The sequence below is a fragment of the Xanthomonas sp. NCPPB 2866 genome (assembly GCF_041475745.2).
Lineage (GTDB): Bacteria > Pseudomonadota > Gammaproteobacteria > Xanthomonadales > Xanthomonadaceae > Xanthomonas > Xanthomonas arboricola.
In genome coordinates this window covers 2,921,745-2,938,585 of record NZ_CM192975.1, presented here as the reverse complement: position 1 = coordinate 2,938,585, position 16,841 = coordinate 2,921,745, and the positions used below count along the sequence as shown (strand labels likewise).

The 16,841-nt window shown below is 67.8% G+C and carries 15 protein-coding genes, 1 tRNA gene and 1 pseudogene; 9 read left to right on the top strand and 8 right to left on the bottom strand.

What is annotated here, in order from left to right:
- Positions 1 to 592: 592 nt before the first annotated feature.
- The 3 genes from ACCQ04_RS12520 to ACCQ04_RS12510 all read right to left on the bottom strand — a co-directional run bounded on the left by ACCQ04_RS12520 (position 593) and on the right by ACCQ04_RS12510 (position 3,575).
- Positions 593 to 2,386 carry an acyl-CoA dehydrogenase C-terminal domain-containing protein gene (locus tag ACCQ04_RS12520; protein WP_226427629.1) on the bottom strand — a complete coding sequence of 598 codons (1,794 nt, stop codon included), beginning with the start codon at positions 2,384 to 2,386 and terminating at the stop codon, positions 593 to 595.
- A 37-nt stretch (positions 2,387 to 2,423) separates the two neighbouring features.
- Positions 2,424 to 2,900 carry an LEA/WHy family protein gene (locus ACCQ04_RS12515; protein ID WP_039522095.1) on the bottom strand — a complete coding sequence of 159 codons (477 nt, stop codon included), beginning with the start codon at positions 2,898 to 2,900 and terminating at the stop codon, positions 2,424 to 2,426.
- Positions 2,901 to 3,038: 138 nt separating this feature from the next.
- A complete protein-coding gene (locus tag ACCQ04_RS12510) occupies positions 3,039 to 3,575 on the bottom strand; it encodes a lipocalin family protein (RefSeq protein ID WP_104554132.1) in 537 nt (178 codons plus the stop codon).
- A gap of 179 nt (positions 3,576 to 3,754) precedes the next feature.
- Here ACCQ04_RS12510 and ACCQ04_RS12505 point away from each other — a divergent pair.
- Positions 3,755 to 3,830, top strand: a tRNA-Phe gene (locus ACCQ04_RS12505).
- A gap of 251 nt (positions 3,831 to 4,081) precedes the next feature.
- Complete coding sequence (locus ACCQ04_RS12500; protein WP_080931335.1) at positions 4,082 to 4,273, top strand: hypothetical protein; 192 nt, start codon at positions 4,082 to 4,084, stop codon at positions 4,271 to 4,273.
- A gap of 135 nt (positions 4,274 to 4,408) precedes the next feature.
- On the opposite strand, the gene ACCQ04_RS12495 is transcribed toward ACCQ04_RS12500, so the two are convergent.
- Positions 4,409 to 5,083, bottom strand: a complete 675-nt coding sequence (locus ACCQ04_RS12495; RefSeq protein WP_046343203.1) for a class I SAM-dependent methyltransferase — start codon at positions 5,081 to 5,083, stop codon at positions 4,409 to 4,411.
- 270 nt (positions 5,084 to 5,353) lie between these two features.
- Between ACCQ04_RS12495 and ACCQ04_RS12490 the strand changes: the two are divergent.
- Together ACCQ04_RS12490 and ACCQ04_RS12485 are read left to right on the top strand one after the other, a co-directional pair.
- Positions 5,354 to 5,685 (top strand): annotated as a pseudogene (locus ACCQ04_RS12490) (SMR family transporter).
- A 134-nt stretch (positions 5,686 to 5,819) separates the two neighbouring features.
- A complete protein-coding gene (locus tag ACCQ04_RS12485) occupies positions 5,820 to 7,445 on the top strand; it encodes a hybrid sensor histidine kinase/response regulator (RefSeq protein ID WP_054592577.1) in 1,626 nt (541 codons plus the stop codon).
- A gap of 287 nt (positions 7,446 to 7,732) precedes the next feature.
- Here the strand turns inward: ACCQ04_RS12485 and ACCQ04_RS12480 are convergent, their stop codons facing one another.
- From ACCQ04_RS12480 to ACCQ04_RS12465, 4 genes are all read right to left on the bottom strand, one after another.
- Entirely contained in the window at positions 7,733 to 8,011 is a 279-nt protein-coding gene (locus ACCQ04_RS12480; RefSeq protein WP_104622843.1) for an oxidative damage protection protein, read from the bottom strand.
- Positions 8,012 to 8,033: 22 nt separating this feature from the next.
- Complete coding sequence (gene mutY, locus ACCQ04_RS12475; RefSeq protein ID WP_226427630.1) at positions 8,034 to 9,107, bottom strand: A/G-specific adenine glycosylase; 1,074 nt, start codon at positions 9,105 to 9,107, stop codon at positions 8,034 to 8,036.
- 337 nt (positions 9,108 to 9,444) lie between these two features.
- The gene (gene ftsY / locus ACCQ04_RS12470; protein WP_226427631.1) at positions 9,445 to 11,097 is read right to left on the bottom strand and encodes a signal recognition particle-docking protein FtsY; all 1,653 of its coding nucleotides are present in this window, start codon (positions 11,095 to 11,097) and stop codon (positions 9,445 to 9,447) included.
- Positions 11,098 to 11,302: 205 nt separating this feature from the next.
- Positions 11,303 to 12,019 carry an AraC family transcriptional regulator gene (locus ACCQ04_RS12465; protein ID WP_024937898.1) on the bottom strand — a complete coding sequence of 239 codons (717 nt, stop codon included), beginning with the start codon at positions 12,017 to 12,019 and terminating at the stop codon, positions 11,303 to 11,305.
- A gap of 160 nt (positions 12,020 to 12,179) precedes the next feature.
- On the opposite strand from ACCQ04_RS12465, the gene ACCQ04_RS12460 reads away from it, so the two are divergent.
- Genes ACCQ04_RS12460 through ACCQ04_RS12440 form a run of 5 tightly spaced genes read left to right on the top strand, consistent with a single transcriptional unit; the run spans position 12,180 to position 16,761 of the window.
- Positions 12,180 to 13,118, top strand: a complete 939-nt coding sequence (locus ACCQ04_RS12460) for a proline racemase family protein (protein WP_024937897.1) — start codon at positions 12,180 to 12,182, stop codon at positions 13,116 to 13,118.
- The gene (locus ACCQ04_RS12455) at positions 13,118 to 14,308 is read left to right on the top strand and encodes an NAD(P)/FAD-dependent oxidoreductase (RefSeq protein WP_104576040.1); all 1,191 of its coding nucleotides are present in this window, start codon (positions 13,118 to 13,120) and stop codon (positions 14,306 to 14,308) included. The genes ACCQ04_RS12460 and ACCQ04_RS12455 overlap by 1 nt, the downstream gene beginning before the upstream one ends.
- Entirely contained in the window at positions 14,305 to 14,550 is a 246-nt protein-coding gene (locus ACCQ04_RS12450) for a 2Fe-2S iron-sulfur cluster-binding protein (RefSeq protein ID WP_054592583.1), read from the top strand. Before ACCQ04_RS12455 ends, ACCQ04_RS12450 begins: the two co-directional genes overlap by 4 nt.
- On the top strand, positions 14,543 to 15,856 hold the full coding sequence (locus tag ACCQ04_RS12445; protein ID WP_226427632.1) for an NAD(P)/FAD-dependent oxidoreductase: 1,314 nt from the start codon (positions 14,543 to 14,545) through the stop codon (positions 15,854 to 15,856). The genes ACCQ04_RS12450 and ACCQ04_RS12445 overlap by 8 nt, the downstream gene beginning before the upstream one ends.
- A complete protein-coding gene (locus tag ACCQ04_RS12440; protein WP_065031659.1) occupies positions 15,853 to 16,761 on the top strand; it encodes a dihydrodipicolinate synthase family protein in 909 nt (302 codons plus the stop codon). Before ACCQ04_RS12445 ends, ACCQ04_RS12440 begins: the two co-directional genes overlap by 4 nt.
- Positions 16,762 to 16,841: the final 80 nt, after the last annotated feature.

Sequence of the window (16,841 nt, the reverse complement as noted above, 5' to 3'; positions counted from 1 at the left end):
TGCCGTAGGAGCGCACCCGGGCGCGACGTCCTGCCGGTCGGTACCGCCTCGTCGCGGCCAGGTCCGCTCCTACGACCGCGGCGGAATCCTGCGGTGTTGCCGTAGGCGCGCACCCGGGCGCGAGGTCTTGCCGATCGGTACTGCCTCGTCGCGGCCAGGTCCGCTCCTACGACCGCGGCGGAATCCTGCGGTGTTGCCGTAGGCGCGCACCCGGGCGCAAGGTCTTGCCGATCGGTACTGCCTCGTCGCGGCCAGGTCCGCTCCTACGACCGCGGCGGAATCCTGCGGTGTTGCCGTAGGAGCGCACCTGGGCGCGACGTCTCGCCGATCGGTAGTGCCTCGTCGCGGCCAGGTCCGCTCCTACGACGGCGGCGGAATCCTGCGGTGTTGCCGTAGGCGCGCACCCGGGCGCGAGGTCTTGCCGATCGGTACTGCCTCGTCGCGGCCAGGTCCGCTCCTACGACCGCGGCGGAATCCTGCGGTGTTGCCGTAGGCGCGCACCCGGGCGCGACATCTTGCCGATCGGTACCGCCTCATCGCGGCCAGGTCCGCTCCTACGACGGCGGCAGCCCGCCGCGATGATGACGCTTGCTCAGGCTTCGCCGAACAACTCCGCTTCCAGCGTCATCAACGGCGCTGCGCCGCTGCGGATGGTGGCGGCATGGGTCAGCGTGCGCGGCAACATGCGTGCGAAGTAGAAGCGGGCGGTTTCGCGCTTGGCGCGCTTGAACTCCTCGCTGTGCGCGGAAGCATCGGCAGCGGCCACGCTACGCGCCCACCAGTACGCCAGCACCACATAGCCGGAATAGAACAGGTAGTCGTAGCTGGCGGCACCGAGTTCGTCCGGGTTGCGGGCGGCGCGATCGAGCACGTCGCGGGTCAGCATCGCCCACTCGCTGCACTTGTCGCGCAGCGGCTTGATGAACTCGGCCAGCGCGGCATTGCCTTCCTGCGCATTGGCGAAGTGTTCGACATCGGCCAGGAACAGCTTGAGTCCCGCCGCCTGGCTGGCAGCGGTCTTGCGGCCGATCAGGTCCAGCGCCTGGATGCCGGTGGTGCCTTCGTAGATGGTGGTGATGCGTGCGTCGCGGGCCAGCTGCTCCATGCCGTATTCGCGGATATAGCCATGGCCGCCGAAGCACTGCAGCGCGTGGTAGGTGTTCTCGATCGACCACTCGGTCTGGCAGGCCTTGGAGATCGGGGTGAGGAAGCTCACCAGGGTCTCGGCATCGGCGCGTTCCTGCTCGGTGGTGCCGCGGTGGGCCACATCGACCAGGCTGGCGGCGTGCAGCGCGAGCAGGCGGCTGCCTTCGGTCAGCGACTTGATGGTCAGCAGCATGCGGCGCACGTCCGGGTGCACGATGATCGGGTCGGCCGGCTTGTCGGGGAATTTGGCACCGCTGAGCGCGCGCGACTGCAGGCGCTCGCGGGTGTAGCGCAGCGCGTTCTGATACGCACGCTCGGACAGGCCGATGCCCTGCAGACCCACACTCAGGCGCGCGGTATTCATCATCGTAAACATGGCCTGCAGGCCCTTGTGCGGCTGGCCGACCAGATAGCCTTGCGCGCCTTCGAAGTTCATCACGCAGGTCACCGAGCCCTTGATGCCCATCTTGTGCTCGATCGAGCCGCAGTGCAGCGCATTGCGTTCACCCACGTTGCCGTCGCGGTCCACCTTGAACTTGGGGGTGACGAACAGCGAGATGCCCTTGGCGCCGGCCGGTGCGTCCGGCAACTTGGCCAGCACCAGATGCACGATGTTGTCGGTGAGGTCGTGCTCGCCGGCGGTGATGAAGATCTTGGTGCCGGTGATGGCATAGCTGCCGTCGGCGTTGGGCTCGGCGCGGGTCTTGAGCAGGCCCAGGTCGGTGCCGCAATGCGGCTCGGTCAGGCACATGGTGCCGGTCCAGCGGCCGTCGATCAGTGGCTTGAGGAAGACATCCTGCTGCCAGATTTCGCCGTGCTGGCGCAGCGCTTCCATCGCGCCGTGCGACAGCAGCGGAAAGTTGCCCCAGGCCAGGTTGGCGGCATTGATCATTTCGCTCAACGGCACGCCCAGCGTGTGCGGCATGCCCTGGCCACCGAACTGCGTCTCGGCAGTGAGCCCGTTCCAGCCGCCTTCCACGAACTGGTCGTAGGCCGCACGGAAGCCGGGTGGGGTGGTCACCGCATGGGTGCTCTTGTCGAAGGCACAGCCGATTTCGTCGCCGATGCTGTTGAGCGGCGCCAGCACCTGCGCGGTGAAGCGGCCGGCTTCCTCGAGCACGGCGTCGATGATGTCGGTGCTGGCGTCGGCATAGCCGAGCCGGGCGAACAGGGCCTGCGCGCCGAGCACGTCGTGCAGGGCAAAGCGGAAATCGGTCAGCGGGGCGGTGTAGCTGCTCATGCGGGATCCTTCAAACGAGTGCGGGAAGGCGTGCGCGTCAGCGCAGCACGCCGTTGAGGCCGGGGGCCGGGCTGAGCGTGTTGCGCGACTCGACGCTGAAATCGCGCTGCTTCTTGTCCTGCGGCGTCGCCCACACCGTGCCCTTGAGCGAGTAAGGCAGCGAGCGGCCGCCGGCGAGTACATCGGCCACGGTGAGTCGGCCCAGCGAGGTCGGCTGCACGCTGACGGTCACCACGTCGGCAGTTTCCGGGCCGATCGAGATACCGACGCTCTGGTCGAGCTTGCCGGCCAGCTGATCGCCGGCGGAAATCTCCAGCGCCACGCGCTCGAACTGCATCGGGATGCTGCTGTAGTTCTGCAGCCGCAGATCGACCGACCAGGAGCCATCGGCACGCACGGTCAGTTGCTGGATGCTGGCGGCTGGCTCGGACACGCGGCGGACCGCACCGCCGCAGGCGCTCAGCAGCAGGCCGCAGGCCAGCGACACAATCAGGAGACGGTAGGCACGACGCATGTACTGAGGTCCTTGGCGGGTGTAAGGCGGCGCCAAGAATACTACGCAGTACGGACGCTGCCTTGCTGCCTTGCGGCGTGTCCGTATGCAGGCGTTGCGGCACATCACGTGGCACCGCCTGCGTTCAGGCTGCTGGCGTCAACGCAAGGGCGCAGCCACGATCAGCGGCGACAGGTCATAGCCCATCTGCGTGGCCTGCGCCTTGAGCTGCTCGAGCTGCGCGCGCGGCATCTGTGGCGAGCGCGACAGGATCCACAGGTATTTGCGATCCGGCTCGCCGACCACCGCCCACTGATAGTCAGGGTCGAGGGCGATCACCCAGTAGTCCGCCCAGACCAGCGGCAACCAACTCAACCATTCCGGCGCAAAGCGCACCTGCAACTGCCCGGCGTGGCCGGCGACCGGTTTCGCCACTCCCTCGGCCTGCGCCATGGTGCCATCGGCGGTACGGCAGCCATTGCGCACGCCGATCAGTCCGTCGTCGCGCAAGGTGTAGCTGGCGGTGATGTCGCTGCGGCACTTCTTCTGGAACGACACCGGCAGGTGCGCGATTTCATGCCATTGCCCGGCATAGCGGGAGATGTCCAGTTGCGGCACTGCGCGTACCGGCTGTTGGGCCGCGGCCATCAACGGCAGCAGCAAGGCGAACGACAACAGCAGGCAGGGCAGGCGCATGACACTCTCCTCGGGATCTGCGCAGGCTAGGCCATGCCGTCTTCCGCGCGGTGTGAACCGATGCAGGAAAGCGCGGTCGCCGCGCCGGCCCGCAACAAAGTTCATCGCAACGCTTGCTCAAACTGCGCCTGCTCGCTATGATGCGCGTCCTCGCAACGCAGGCAGCATGTTGCGATAGTGGCCGAGTAGCTCAGTTGGTAGAGCAGGGGATTGAAAATCCCCGTGTCGGCGGTTCGATTCCGTCCTCGGCCACCATTTCCACGCCTTCGTTCGCAAGGCGTCCCGGCAATCGCCGGATGTGCAAACTCTCTTCCTTGTTTTGTCGATGCCACGTTGCGGCGACTGCTGCGGATGGACTTGTTGCGTTTGCCGGCAGACCTGGCGCCTGCAGCGGTGGTTTTCCACGTGGTCTTCAACTGCGCGTGGCGATACTTCCGGGCATGACGCACAGAACACTTCGACGCACGTTGATTCACGGCTACTGCGGTGAGTTCCGCGTGGAAACGATGGAAAGTCAGGCCCCTGGGCAGACGCAGTGGTCGTCGACGGCGTTTGTGTATCACCGCGACCATCCTTCGCCGATCGCCACGATCGAAGGCGCAGGGCAGGGCGAATACCGCGGCGATGCGCGCGAGCAGGCACTGCGCGTGGGTTCCTGTCTTGCCGAGTTTCTGGACCCGAAGGAATACCGGCTCTGACGACTTGGCGCCCGCTCTGCGGCGCCAGGCTCCGCCGATGCGCATGAGCGGGCGCCAGAAGCGCAAGGCCGATCCGTGCAGGCCGATCGCGCTGTCTGCCGATACGTCTGCACCCGAGTCACGCGGCAGGGGCACTTAACCCTCTGCGGGCCACCAGTTGTCCATGTTGCGCCGGTAGACGAACAGGCGCGGCGCCTTGGCCACCTGCGCTGCGGCCTGGCGTTCGCCGGCGACCAACGAAAACCCGATGTCCGCCAGCATGCGCGAGAGCGCGTTGGCGTTGCCGCGGCCCGGATCGCTGATGACGATCTCGCACGAAGGCCTGGCCAGCGCGGGAATGAGGCTGGCCAACATGGTGGCGTGGCGGGTTTCGTACAGCACGTCGCTGGCGATGATCATGTCGAACTGGCCCATGTTCAGCGCGCCAGCATCCCAGTCGAGCCGGCGATACGGCACCGAGTCCAGGGAGTTGAGTGCGGCGTTGTACGCCAGGAACACCTCTGCCAGCGGGTGATGATCGCTGGCGACCACGTCGGCGCCGCGCCGGCGCAACACCAGGCTGGCCAGCCCCAGGCCGCAGCCGAGTTCGAGAATGCGCCGGCCTTCGATCGGGCGCGTTGCCATTGCTTCTGCCAGTAGCTGGCCGGCAGGCCAGACCTGCCCGAACAGGCTCCACTGCGCCGAGGAGATGCCGGCATCGGCCGCACTCTCGTCCGGATCGGCGTATTGCTGTTTGTCGGCAAGTGCGCGGATGACGTAGGTCAGTTGCCCGAAGGTCAACTCGTGAATCTGGGTCTGGTAGCCCGGCATGGTGGCATCGCATGATTGCCAGAGCCTGCGCTGGCTGGAAAGACGCGCGCAACGGCGCCAGAACGGCCGAATGAAGCGCAAGAGCTGCTTGCTGCCTGCGCATGCTACGGCAAAACGACCGATGCTCCTGCCTGCCAGTGTCGGTCCACCGTGCTCTCATTAGCCTGCTTTCAGCAAGCGACGGCGCAGGCAATGGCGCACAGCGACGCGCTTGCAAGCAAGCCGGTGCCTGCGGCTATGGTCGCCGCATTCCACGGGCAAGGTGCGGCGATGAAGAACTGGATATTCCTGGCAATCGCGATCTGCGCAGAAGTCACCGCCACGGCGGCGCTCAAATCGAGCGAAGGCTTCACGCGCATGTGGCCATCGCTGCTCACCGTGCTGGGCTACGGCATTTCGTTCTATTTCCTGGCGCTGACGCTGCGCGTGATCCCGGTCGGCATCGCCTACGCCATGTGGTCGGGCGCGGGCATCGTGTTGATTTCGCTGGTGGCCTGGCCGTGCACGGACAACGGCTGGATGCGCCGGCGCTGCTGGGCATGGGCCTGATCGTGGCCGGTGCGGTGGTCATCAACGTGTTTTCCAAGGTGGCGCCGCATTAGCGCGTGCTGCCTGCCGCACGCCGGGTTGCATCGGCGGGCGCGGCCGTACGGGAAAGGCTCATGGATGTGAGGAATCAACTCACCGGCCCCAACTAGACTATCGCCACGGGAATGGCCCCGCGGAGAACATGCACTTGAACGATCCTGGTAACGGAGAGCTGCGGGCGCCTCATATCAGCGAATCTCGCAGCCTGCCTGTGGAGAAGCATCGCTCGGATATCTTTTTTGCCGCGGTGGAAACCACGCGGATGCCGATGACGGTCACCGACCCGCACCTGCCCGACAATCCGATCGTGTTCGCCAACCGGGCGTTCCTGGAGATGACCGGGTATTCGTCCGAGGAGATCATCGGCAACAACTGCCGTTTCCTGCAGGGCCCGGAAACCGATCCGGCCAGCGTGCAGGACGTGCGCGAGTCCATCGAGCAACGCCGCGAATTCGCCACCGAGGTGCTGAATTACCGCAAGGATGGTTCCTCGTTCTGGAACGCGCTGTTCGTCTCGCCGGTGTTCGACGAGCAAGGCAACCTGGTCTACTTCTTCGGTTCGCAGCTGGACGTGAGTCGTCGCCGCGATGCCGAGGACGCCTTGCGCCAGGCGCAGAAGATGGAAGCGCTGGGGCAGTTGACCGGCGGCATCGCGCACGATTTCAATAATCTGCTGCAGGTGATGTCCGGGCATCTGGAAGTGATCCAGATGATGGTCTCCGGCGATGCCGCCAGGAATGCCGAACGCATCGCCTTCAGCGCCGAACATGCCGCAACGGCCGCGGCCAAGGCGGCCACCCTGACCCAGCAATTGCTGGCGTTTTCGCGCAAGCAGAAATTGCGGGGGCGGGTAGTCAATCTCAATGGCCTGGTGTCGGGCATGAACAACATGGCCGAGCGCACGCTGGGGGGCGGCATCAGCCTGCGGCAGTCGCTGGAAGAGGGGCTGTGGAACTGCCAGATCGACACCACCCAGGCCGAAGTGGCGCTGTTGAACGTGCTGATCAATGCGCGCGATGCCATGGCGCAGTCCGAGCGCAAGGAAGTGACCGTGCAGACCCAGAACGTGGAAATCACCAGCCACGATCTGGCCATGCACCACCAGTTGGCGCCGGGTCGCTATGTGAGCATTGCCGTCAGCGACACGGGCTTGGGCATGCCGCCGGAGGTGGCCAGCCGCGTCATGGAGCCGTTCTTTACCACCAAGGACGAGGGGCAGGGCACAGGCCTGGGTCTGTCGATGGTGTACGGCTTCGTCAAGCAGTCCGGCGGCACCGTGCGCATCTACAGCGAAGTGGGCGAAGGCACCACGGTGCGGTTGTATTTCCCCGCATCCAACGAGTTCGAGAACGACCTGCAGGCCGTCAAGAGCCGTGCCATCGACAAGGGCGGCAGCGAGACCATCCTGGTGGTGGAAGACAAGCAGGACGTGGCGGTGGTGGCCAGGATGTTCCTGGAAAACGCCGGTTACCGCATTCTCTCTGCAGCCAGCGGGCGCGAGGCGATCGAGTTACTCGAGCAGCATGCGGAAGTGGATGCGCTGTTCACCGATCTGATCATGCCCGGTGGCATGAATGGCGTGGTGCTGGCCCGCGAGGCGCGGCGGATGCTGCCCAGGATCAAGGTCCTGCTGACCACCGGCTATGCCGATGCCAGCATTCAGCGCACCGACGTGGGCGGCGCGGAGTTCGACGTGGTCAACAAACCGTATACGCAGAAGGAGCTGCTCAAGCGGATCCGTATGCTGCTGGACGGGCCGACCGGCGTCGGTTGAGGCGCACGCATCCGGGCGGTGCGATTCAGGGCGGTGCGATGCCCTGAAGTCGCCTGCAGATGGTCGCTGCGATCGTGTAGCGGCTGCTGCATTGCAGGCCTGTCCTTCGCTGCGCTCGCTCTGTCCTGTCTGACAACGGCTAAAGCCGCGGCCAGCAGTGCCCAGCCCGAAGGAAGTGTGGCGCAGGATCTGGAGGGCATGCGTGATGCACGCCGATCCCGGTCACAGACCGCGCCTGTCCGGCAGTGAGCGCAGTGGTCTGTTGGCCGCGCTGAATCCCGACGTGCTTACTCTTCGCCCATCGGCGCGACATAGCCATCCGGCTTGTCGGCATTGCGTTCGAACAGGAACTTCTGCAACTCGGCTTCGAGAAACGCACGGTGCTTGGGGTCGCGCGGCGACAGCCGGTTTTCGTTGATCAGCATGGTCTGATGCGCCAGCCAGGCCTGCCATGCGCTCTTGCCGATCTGCGCGAACACGCGCTGGCCGAGCTCGCCGGGATACGGCACAAAATCCAGGCCTTCGGTGTCGCATTGCTGGTACTGGCAGAACACGGTACGGGACATGCGGATTCCTTTGAGTGCGCGCCTAGAGGGCGTCGAGCAGTTTGCGGATCGGCGCCGGCAAGCCCAGCGATGCGAGATCGGCGCGGGCGACCCAGCGCAGGTCGTCATTGTCGCGTACCGCCGGGCGCAGTGCGACCTTGCCGAGGCGCAAGGGCTGCAGATGCAGCCGGTAATGGCTGAAGGTGTGCACGATCAGCGGCAATTCGTCGGCGCGGTCGTAGTTGCCATCGATGTGTTTGTCGAACCATGCGCGCATGCCGCTGTCGGTCTCGGCCTGCGGCAGCGTCCACAGCGAGGCCCAGATGCCGGTCGGCGGGCGGCGCTGCAGCAGGATCTGCCTGTCTGCGTTTTCCAGCAGCAAGGCGGTGGCTTCGCGCCCGGGCAACGCCTTGCCGGGCTTGGGCGTGGGCAGTGCCTCCACCAGTCCATCGCGGCGCGCCACGCAATCGTCCTGCAGCGGGCACAGCACGCAGGCCGGTTTGGCGCGTGTGCATAGCGTGGCGCCGAAATCCATCTGCGCCTGGGTGTAGTCGGCCAGGCGGCCGGCCGGCACCTGCGCCACATGCGTCGTCGCCAGTTGCCATAACTGCTTTTCGATCGCCGGCAGGCCGGGATAGCCGGCAATGCCGTGGAAGCGCGTCAGCACGCGTTTGACGTTGCCGTCCATGATCGCGAAGCGGTCGTTCCAGGCCTGGCTGAGGATCGCGCCGGCGGTGCTGCGGCCGATGCCGGGCAGCGCCAGCAACGCATCGACATCGCGTGGCAGCTCGCCATCGTGCAGGGCGACGCACTGCCGGGCTGCGGCATGCAGGTTGCGTGCGCGTGCGTAGTAGCCCAACCCGGCCCAGTGCGCCATCACGGTGTCGTTGTCGGCTGCGGCCAGGTCGGCCAGGGTCGGAAAGCGGGCGACGAACTTGTGGAAATATGGAATGACCACCGCAACCTGGGTCTGCTGCAGCATGATTTCCGACAACCACACCCGGTAAGGCGCGCGCGGATGTTGCCAGGGCAGGTCGTGGCGGCCGTGGCCGTCGAACCAGTGCAGCAGGCGGTCGACAAAGGCGTCAGTGGTGGCAGTGGCGTGATCGGCTGGCATGAGGTCTGCTGGCGAAGGGGGCGATGACGTCGGGCGGATGACGCCCGGCTGTGCGCGTATGGCGGTAGGCCGATCAGTGCAGCGGAAACGCAAGTCCAACCCGGCATTGGTCGCAGAAGAAGCCTTCATCGCCAGGCCAGTGCGGTGCGGCCGGTGCATGGTAATGGACCAGCTCCGCGTTGCGCCGCGCCTGCTTGCGCAACGCCGCCGGCAATGGCTGGGCGAACTCCAGGACACGCCTGGCGCGCGACCAGTCGCCGGACACTCCCCGTAGCGTGCAGCCTGCCTGCAGCGCCTGCGCGCACAGCGCTTGCAGATGCGGGCAGGCCTCTGCCACTCAGCTGCCCAGTGCTTCCGGCAGCAGGGCGTCGACGAAGGCGACCGGGTCGAACACGCGCAGGTCTTCCGGGCGTTCGCCGATGCCGGCGAAGCGGATCGGGATATTGAACTCGCGCGCCAGTGCGAACACCACGCCGCCCTTGGCGGTGCCATCGAGCTTGGTGACGACCAGGCCGGTGACGCCGACCGCGGCATGGAACTGGCGCAGCTGCGAGATGGCGTTCTGGCCGGTGGTGCCGTCGATGACCATCAGCACCTCGTGCGGTGCGGCGGCATCAATCTTGCCGAGCACGCGGCGGATCTTGCCCAGCTCGTTCATCAGCCCGGTCTGGGTGTGCAGGCGGCCGGCGGTGTCGGCGATCAACACCTCGGTGCCACGCGCCTTGGCGGCCTGCAGCGCGTCGAACGCCACCGAGGCGGCGTCGGCATTCTGCCCCTGCGCGATCACGGCCACGCCGTTGCGATCGCCCCAGGCCTGCAGCTGCGCCACCGCCGCGGCGCGGAAGGTGTCGCCGGCGGCCAGCATCAGGCTGTTGCCGTCGTCCTTGAAGCGCTTGGCCAGCTTGCCGATGGTGGTGGTCTTGCCGACGCCGTTGACGCCGACGGTGAGCACCACGAAGGGCTTGGCCGAGCGGTCGATGACCAGCGGTTTGGAAACCGGCTGCAGCAGCGCGATCAGATCGGCGCGCAAGGCCTTGAACATCGCCTGCGCATCGGCGAACTCGCGCGACTTCATGCGCTTGCGCAGCCCTTCGACCAGGGCGGTGGTCGCGCCGATGCCGACGTCGGCGGTGATCAGCGCGGTTTCGATCTCGTCGAGCAGGTCGTCGTCGAGCTTGGGGTTGCGCGAGAACAGACCGCCGAAGCTGCGCGCGAAGCTGCTGTTGCGCAGACGGTCGCGCCAGCCCGGCTTGCCGGCCGGGGCGGCCGGTAGCGCATCGCGCTGGCCGACGATGCTGTCGTTGTCGGAACTGGCCGGCACTGGGGCGCTGATCACGGCCGGGGCGACGACGCCGGGCGCGGCGGTGGGCAACGGGGCGACGGCCGGTTGCACTGTGGGCGCAGCTGTTGCGGCGGCAGGTGTCACGACAGCGGGTGTCACGACAGCAGGCGTGGCAGCAGGTGTTGCAGTCGACGGTACGACTGCGGGCGCGGCGCCTTGCGCAGGCGTCGGTGCCGGCGTGCCTGCCGGCTGCGCGGGTGCGCTGTGCGGCGGCACGACCACCGGTGGCGGCACCACTACCGTGGGTGCGTGCGGCGCGGCAGACGGAAGCGGATCGGGCAGCGCCTGCAGGGCCGCAGGTGCCGGCGTGGCCGGCGGCGTGGGTGCATTGGGGACTGCAGCAATGCTCTGCGCCTGGCCAGTGCGCGCGGCGATGTCCCGGGCAAGCTGGTCGGCCGGTGACGCGGCCGGCGGCGTTATGGCTGGCGTCGGCGTTACCGCATCGCTGCGTGCCGGTGCAGCAGGCGCGGGCGACGCTGGTGTGGCCGATGTGCCGGGTTCGGCAGTCGGCATTGCCTCGACCGGCGATGCCGGGGTGGCGGCAGACGGCGCGGTGGGGAATGCGGCTGCCAGTTCTTCCAGGCTATAGCGCGAGGTACGCGCGCTGTCGGGCGTGGTGGGCTTGTTACGGCGGAAAAAGCTGGCCATTGGCAACGCGGTAGGGGAAACCGGAAAGTCTACCATCCGGGCCCGGGGCCGCCTTGACGCGACCTTCAGCGCGGCCCTGTCTGTGCCACCTCCTGCGCGTCGCGACAGCGGTGCAACGACCCGCGCAAACCGCATCGCCCCGGTATCGCCAATGCTGCCGAATTCGGCATTTGTGCCAGCGGTGTGTCAGCGTGTGTTTGCGCGCCTACAACTGCCCCTTGAGCGCACGGTAATCGCGCGGGGTCATGCCGACGGTTGCCTTGAACTGGCGCGCGAATGCGCTCTGGTCGGCAAAGCCGCAGCGTTGCCCGATGCTGGCGATGCTGTCGTCGCCGTACAGCAACCGCATCGCCGATTCGATCCGCAGCTTGGTCAGCAGTTGCTGCGGGGTCACCTGGAACACGCGGCGGAAGTGCCGTTCCAGCTGCGCCACCGACAGGCCGGCCAGGTCGGCCAGGCTCTGCACGCGCAGGTTGTCGCCGAAGTTGGCCTGCATGTGATCCATCACCTGGCTCAGGCGCTCGTACGCCGAGTGCCGGCTGTCGGGCTGGCCCAGATCGCGCGAAATGCCGACCACGCCAATCACTTCATTGGCCTCGCACAGCGGGCGCTTGAAGGTCAGGCACCAGCCGGGCAGGCGGTTGGGATACAGATGCACCTCCAGCTGGTTGTCGATGAGCTCGCCACACAGCACGCGGCGGTCCTGCATCATGTAGCTGCCGCCCAGCGGCAGCGGGAACACTTCCAGTGGCGAGCGGCCGATGATTTCGCTGCGCAGTTTGCGTCCGAGCCGGCGCACCAGCGTCAGGTTGCAATGGGTGTAGCGGCCCTCGCTGTCCTTGATGAAGAACACCACGTCCGGCAGCGCATCGAACAGCGTCTGCATTTCCAGCGCGGGAAGGTTGAGGTCCATCGGCGTCATGGTGGCGGTCACGATTGACGGCTGCACGAAAGGCGCGGCCCTGTATTGATCCTAGCGCAAACGCGGGGCTGTGAAGCGGGTTGTCGATTGTGCGGATTTCCGCATTTGCAACTCGCATTGGACGCTAGTCGTCCGCCAGCCGGCAGTGGGAGCATGAGCCATGCACACCATCGACGTCATCGACTCCCATACGGCCGGCGAACCTACCCGCGTGGTCCTCTCCGGCTTCCCCGATCTGGGCGATGGCGATCTGGCGCAATGCCGCGAGCGGTTTGGCCGCGATTTCGACCAGTGGCGCAGCGCGATCGCCTGCGAACCGCGCGGCTCGGACACCATGGTCGGCGCCTTGCTGCTGCCGGCCCGCGACCCCAGCGCCTGCACCGGGGTGATCTTCTTCAACAACGTCGGCTACCTGGGCATGTGCGGGCACGGCACCATCGGCGTGGTGCGCACGTTGGCCGAGCTGGGGCGCATCGCGCCGGGCCAGCACCGCATTGAGACGCCGGTCGGCACGGTCGGCGTGGAACTGGCCGAAGACGGCACGGTGTCGGTCGACAATGTCGACAGCTATCGCGTCGCGACCGAGGTGGACGTGGACGTGCCCGGTTACGGGCCGGTGCGTGGCGATGTGGCCTGGGGCGGCAACTGGTTCTTCATCACCGGGCAGGCGCCGTGTGCGCTGGACCTGGCGCATCAGCGCGAGCTGACCGCCTATACCGAGGCGATCCGGCTGGCGCTGGAAGCGGCCGGCATCACCGGCGAGGCCGGTGGCGAGATCGACCATATCGAAATCAACGGCAGCGCACCCGACGGCAGCGGCGTGGCGCGCAACTTCGTGCTGTGCCCGGGGCTGGCCTACGACCGTTCGCCGTGCGGCACCGGCACCAGCGCCAAGCTGGCCTGCCTGGCCGCCGACGGCAAGCTGGCCGAAGGCGAGCGCTGGGTGCAGCAGGGCATTCTGGGCAGCGCCTTCGAAGGCAGCTATCGCCTGAGCGGGCGCGGCATTGCGCCACGCATCAGCGGGCACGCCTACATCACCGCGCGCGCGCAGCTGCTGATCGACCCGGCCGACCCGTTCGCCTGGGGCATCGTGGCCTGATGGACGAAGTGCGGCCCGCATCGGAGGGAGTTGGCAGCGCGCCGGCCGCCGATGCGGCGCCGTCGGCAGCGTCCACGCGACGCAGCTACGACCTGATCGTGGTGGGCGCGGGCATCGTCGGCGCGGCCTGCGCCGAGGCGGCCGCGTGCGAAGGGCTGCGCGTGGCGATCGTCGAGCCGGGGCCGATCGGCGGCGGTTCCACCGCGGCGGCGATGGGGCACCTGGTGGCGATGGACGACGACCCGGCCGAGCTGGCGTTGTCGGCGTATTCGCTGCGGCTGTGGGAGCGCTTCGCACAACTGAGCGAGGCCGAATTCAGCCGCTGCGGCACGCTGTGGGTGGCCCGCGATGCGCGCGAACTGGCGGCGGTGCCGGCCAAGATCGCGCGGCTGGCGGCGGCCGGCCTGCATGCCGACGCGATCGATGCCAGCCAGTTGTATGCACTGGAGCCGCAACTGGTGGCGGGCCTGGCCGGCGGCATGCGCGTGCCCGATGAGGCCGTGGTGTATCCGCCGCGGGTGGCGCGGCATCTGGTGAGCCTGGCCTGCAAGGCGGGCGCGCAGCTGTTTGCCGGCCGCAAGGTGGAGCAGTTGCAGGCGCATGGGGTGCGTCTGGACGATGGCCAGCTGTTGGCCGGCCCGGTGCTGGTGGCCAGCGGGGTGGCCTTGCCGCAGTTGTTGCCTGAGCTGGCGCTGCGCCCGCGCAAGGGCCATCTGGTCATCACCGACCGCCATCCTGGCTTGATCCGGCATCAGCTACTGGAACTGGGCTATGCCGATTCGGCGCATGGCGCCGACGCCACCAGCGTGGCCTTCAATGTGCAGCCGCGGCCGACCGGGCAGATCCTGATCGGCTCCTCGCGCCAGTTCGGCGAGCACGACCGCGCGCTGTCGCTGCCGGTGTTGCAGCAGATGCTGCAGCGCGCATTCGCCTATCTGCCGGTGCTGCGCGAATTGCAGGCGATCCGGGTGTGGACCGGGCTGCGCCCGGCCACGCCGGACGGGCGCCCGTATCTCGGGGCGGTGCCCGGCCGGCGCGATGTGTGGGTAGCCGCCGGTCACGAAGGGCTGGGTGTCACCACGGCGCTGGGGAGCGCGCGGGTGATCGTGGACAGCCTGCTCGGGCGCACCCCGGCCATCGACCCCAGCCCATACGCCCCGGCGCGCGCCGTGCATGGTGCAGCCGCATGAGCGCGACGGTGCGCCTGCACGTGGATGCGCAAGCGGTCGAGGTGCCGGCCGGCGCCAGCGTGGCCGCTGCGGTGGCGCTGGCGACGCTGCAGTTCCGGCAGTCGTGCAGCGGCCAGCCGCGCGCGCCGTTGTGCGGCATGGGCGTGTGTTTCGAATGCAGGGTGCGCATCGATGGCGTCGGCCAGCAACGCGCCTGCCTGGTGGATGCGCGCGACGGCATGCAGGTACGCACCGATGGCTGAGCGCGTGCAGCATTTCGATGTGCTGGTGATCGGCGCCGGCCCGGCCGGCCTGGCGGCGGCGCAGGCAGCGGCCAGTCATGGCGTGCGGGTGGGCGTGGTCGACCTGCAGCCGCGTGCCGGCGGGCAGGTGTGGCGCAACGATGTGCGGCACGGCGCGCCGGCCGATGCGCGCGCGCTGTTGCGGCAGGTGCAGGGCGCGGCGTCGATCACGCTGCTGACGCAAACGCAGATTCTGCTGGCGCAGCCGGGCTGGCTGCTGGCCGATGGCCCGCACGGTTCCCTGCAACTGCATTACGCCGCCCTGGTGCTGGCCACCGGCGCGCGCGAATTGCTGCTGCCGTTTCCGGGCTGGACCTTGCCCGGCGTCACCGGCGCCGGCGCGGCGCAGGCGCTGGCCAAACAGGGCTGGCCGTTGGCCGGCAAGCGCGTGGTGGTCGCCGGCAGCGGCCCGCTGCTGCTGGCCAGTGCGGCGACCTTGCAACGGCATGGCGCGCAGGTGCTTGGCATCCACGAACAGACCTCTGCAGCTGCGTTGCGGCAGTTCGCATTGCAGCTGTGGCGTTGGCCGGGCAAGGCCGCGCAGGCGGTGGCGCTGCGTCTGCAATTGCGCGCGGTGGCGTATCGCGCCGGCAGCTTTGTCGTTGCCGCACACGGCGACACGCAACTGCGTGAAATCGAGATCGAAGGGCCGGCCGGCCGCACGCGTGTTGCCTGCGATCAGTTGGCGGTTGGCTATGGCCTGGTGCCGAACACCGAACTTGCACAGTTGCTCGGTTGCCGGCTGGACGCGTACGGCGCGCATCAACAGCTGCATGTGGACGCACTGCTGCGCACCAGCGTGCGGCAGGTCTTTGCAGCCGGCGAGGCCTGCGGCATCGGCGGGCGCGATTGCGCGTTGATCGAAGGTGCGATGGCCGGGCACATGGCTGCCGACGCGCCGGACGCTGCGCTGCGCCTGCAGCCGCGGCGACGTGCCGCGCGTGCGTTCGCCGAGGCGCTGCAACAGCAGTTCGCTCTTGATCCACGCATCCGCAGGCTGGCGCAGCCCGACACGCTGGTGTGCCGCTGCGAAGACGTGCCGCTGGGCGCGCTGGACAACTTCAACGATGCACGCGATGCCAAGCTCGCTTCGCGCTGCGGCATGGGCGCCTGTCAGGGCCGCATCTGCGGCACCGCGCTCGCCGAGCTTGGGCGCTGCCCGCCCGCGCTTTCCACCGACGCCGGCCGCCGGCCGCCGTTGTTCCCGGTCCGCCTCGCGGCGCTGGCCGACCCGTTCACTTCCGACTCGCAAGGGAATCATCCATGAGTATTGCTGCGTTCTGGCATGGCGTGCTGCCGGCCATCACCACCCCGTTCACCGCCTCCGGCGAGATCGATCACGACTTCCTCGCCAAGCACGCCAATCAACTGGTCGACGCCGGCTGCACCGCGATCGTGCCGCTGGGCTCGCTGGGCGAAGCGGCCACCTTGAGCGTGGACGACAAGCTGGCCGTGCTCAAGACGCTGGTTAGCGCATTGAACGGCCGCGTGCCGGTGGTGCCGGGCATCGCCAGCCTGGCGACCGGTGAGGCAGTGGCGCTGGCCAAGGCGGCCAAGGACCTCGGTTGCGGCGGGCTGATGGTGTTGCCGCCCTACGTCTACTCCACCGACTGGCGCGAGATGGGCGCGCATGTGCGCGCGGTGATCGCCGCCACCGACCTGCCGGTGATCCTGTACAACAACCCGGTGGCCTACAAGACCGATTTCGGCCCGGCGCAGATCGCCGAGCTGGCCGCCGAATTCCCCAACCTGCAGGCAGTGAAGGAATCCTCGGGCGACGTGCGCCGCTTCGCCGCGCTGCAGGAGCTGCTGGGCGATCGTCTGGCGCTGCTGGTGGGCATGGACGATGCCATCGTCGAGGGCCTGAGCATGGGTGCCAAGGGCTGGATCGCCGGCCTGGTCAACGCCTACCCGAAGGAATCGGTGCGCCTGTTCGAACTCGCGCGCGACGGCGGCTACCCGGCGGCGAAGGAACTCTACGACTGGTTCCTGCCGCTGCTGCGCCTGGATACCGTGCCCAAGTTCGTGCAGTTGATCAAACTGGTGCAGGAAAAGGTCGGCCTGGGCAGCGAGCGCGTGCGTGCGCCGCGCCTGGTGGTCGATGGTGCCGAGCGCGAGGCCGCGCTCAAGGTCATCGACCACGCCATCGCCACTGCGCCCACACTGTCCTGACGATGAGCTCGCGCTGCACGCCACCGGATGAGCGCCGCGCACGGATGCACGCGCGGACGCGGTGGCCGGCGTAGCGCGAG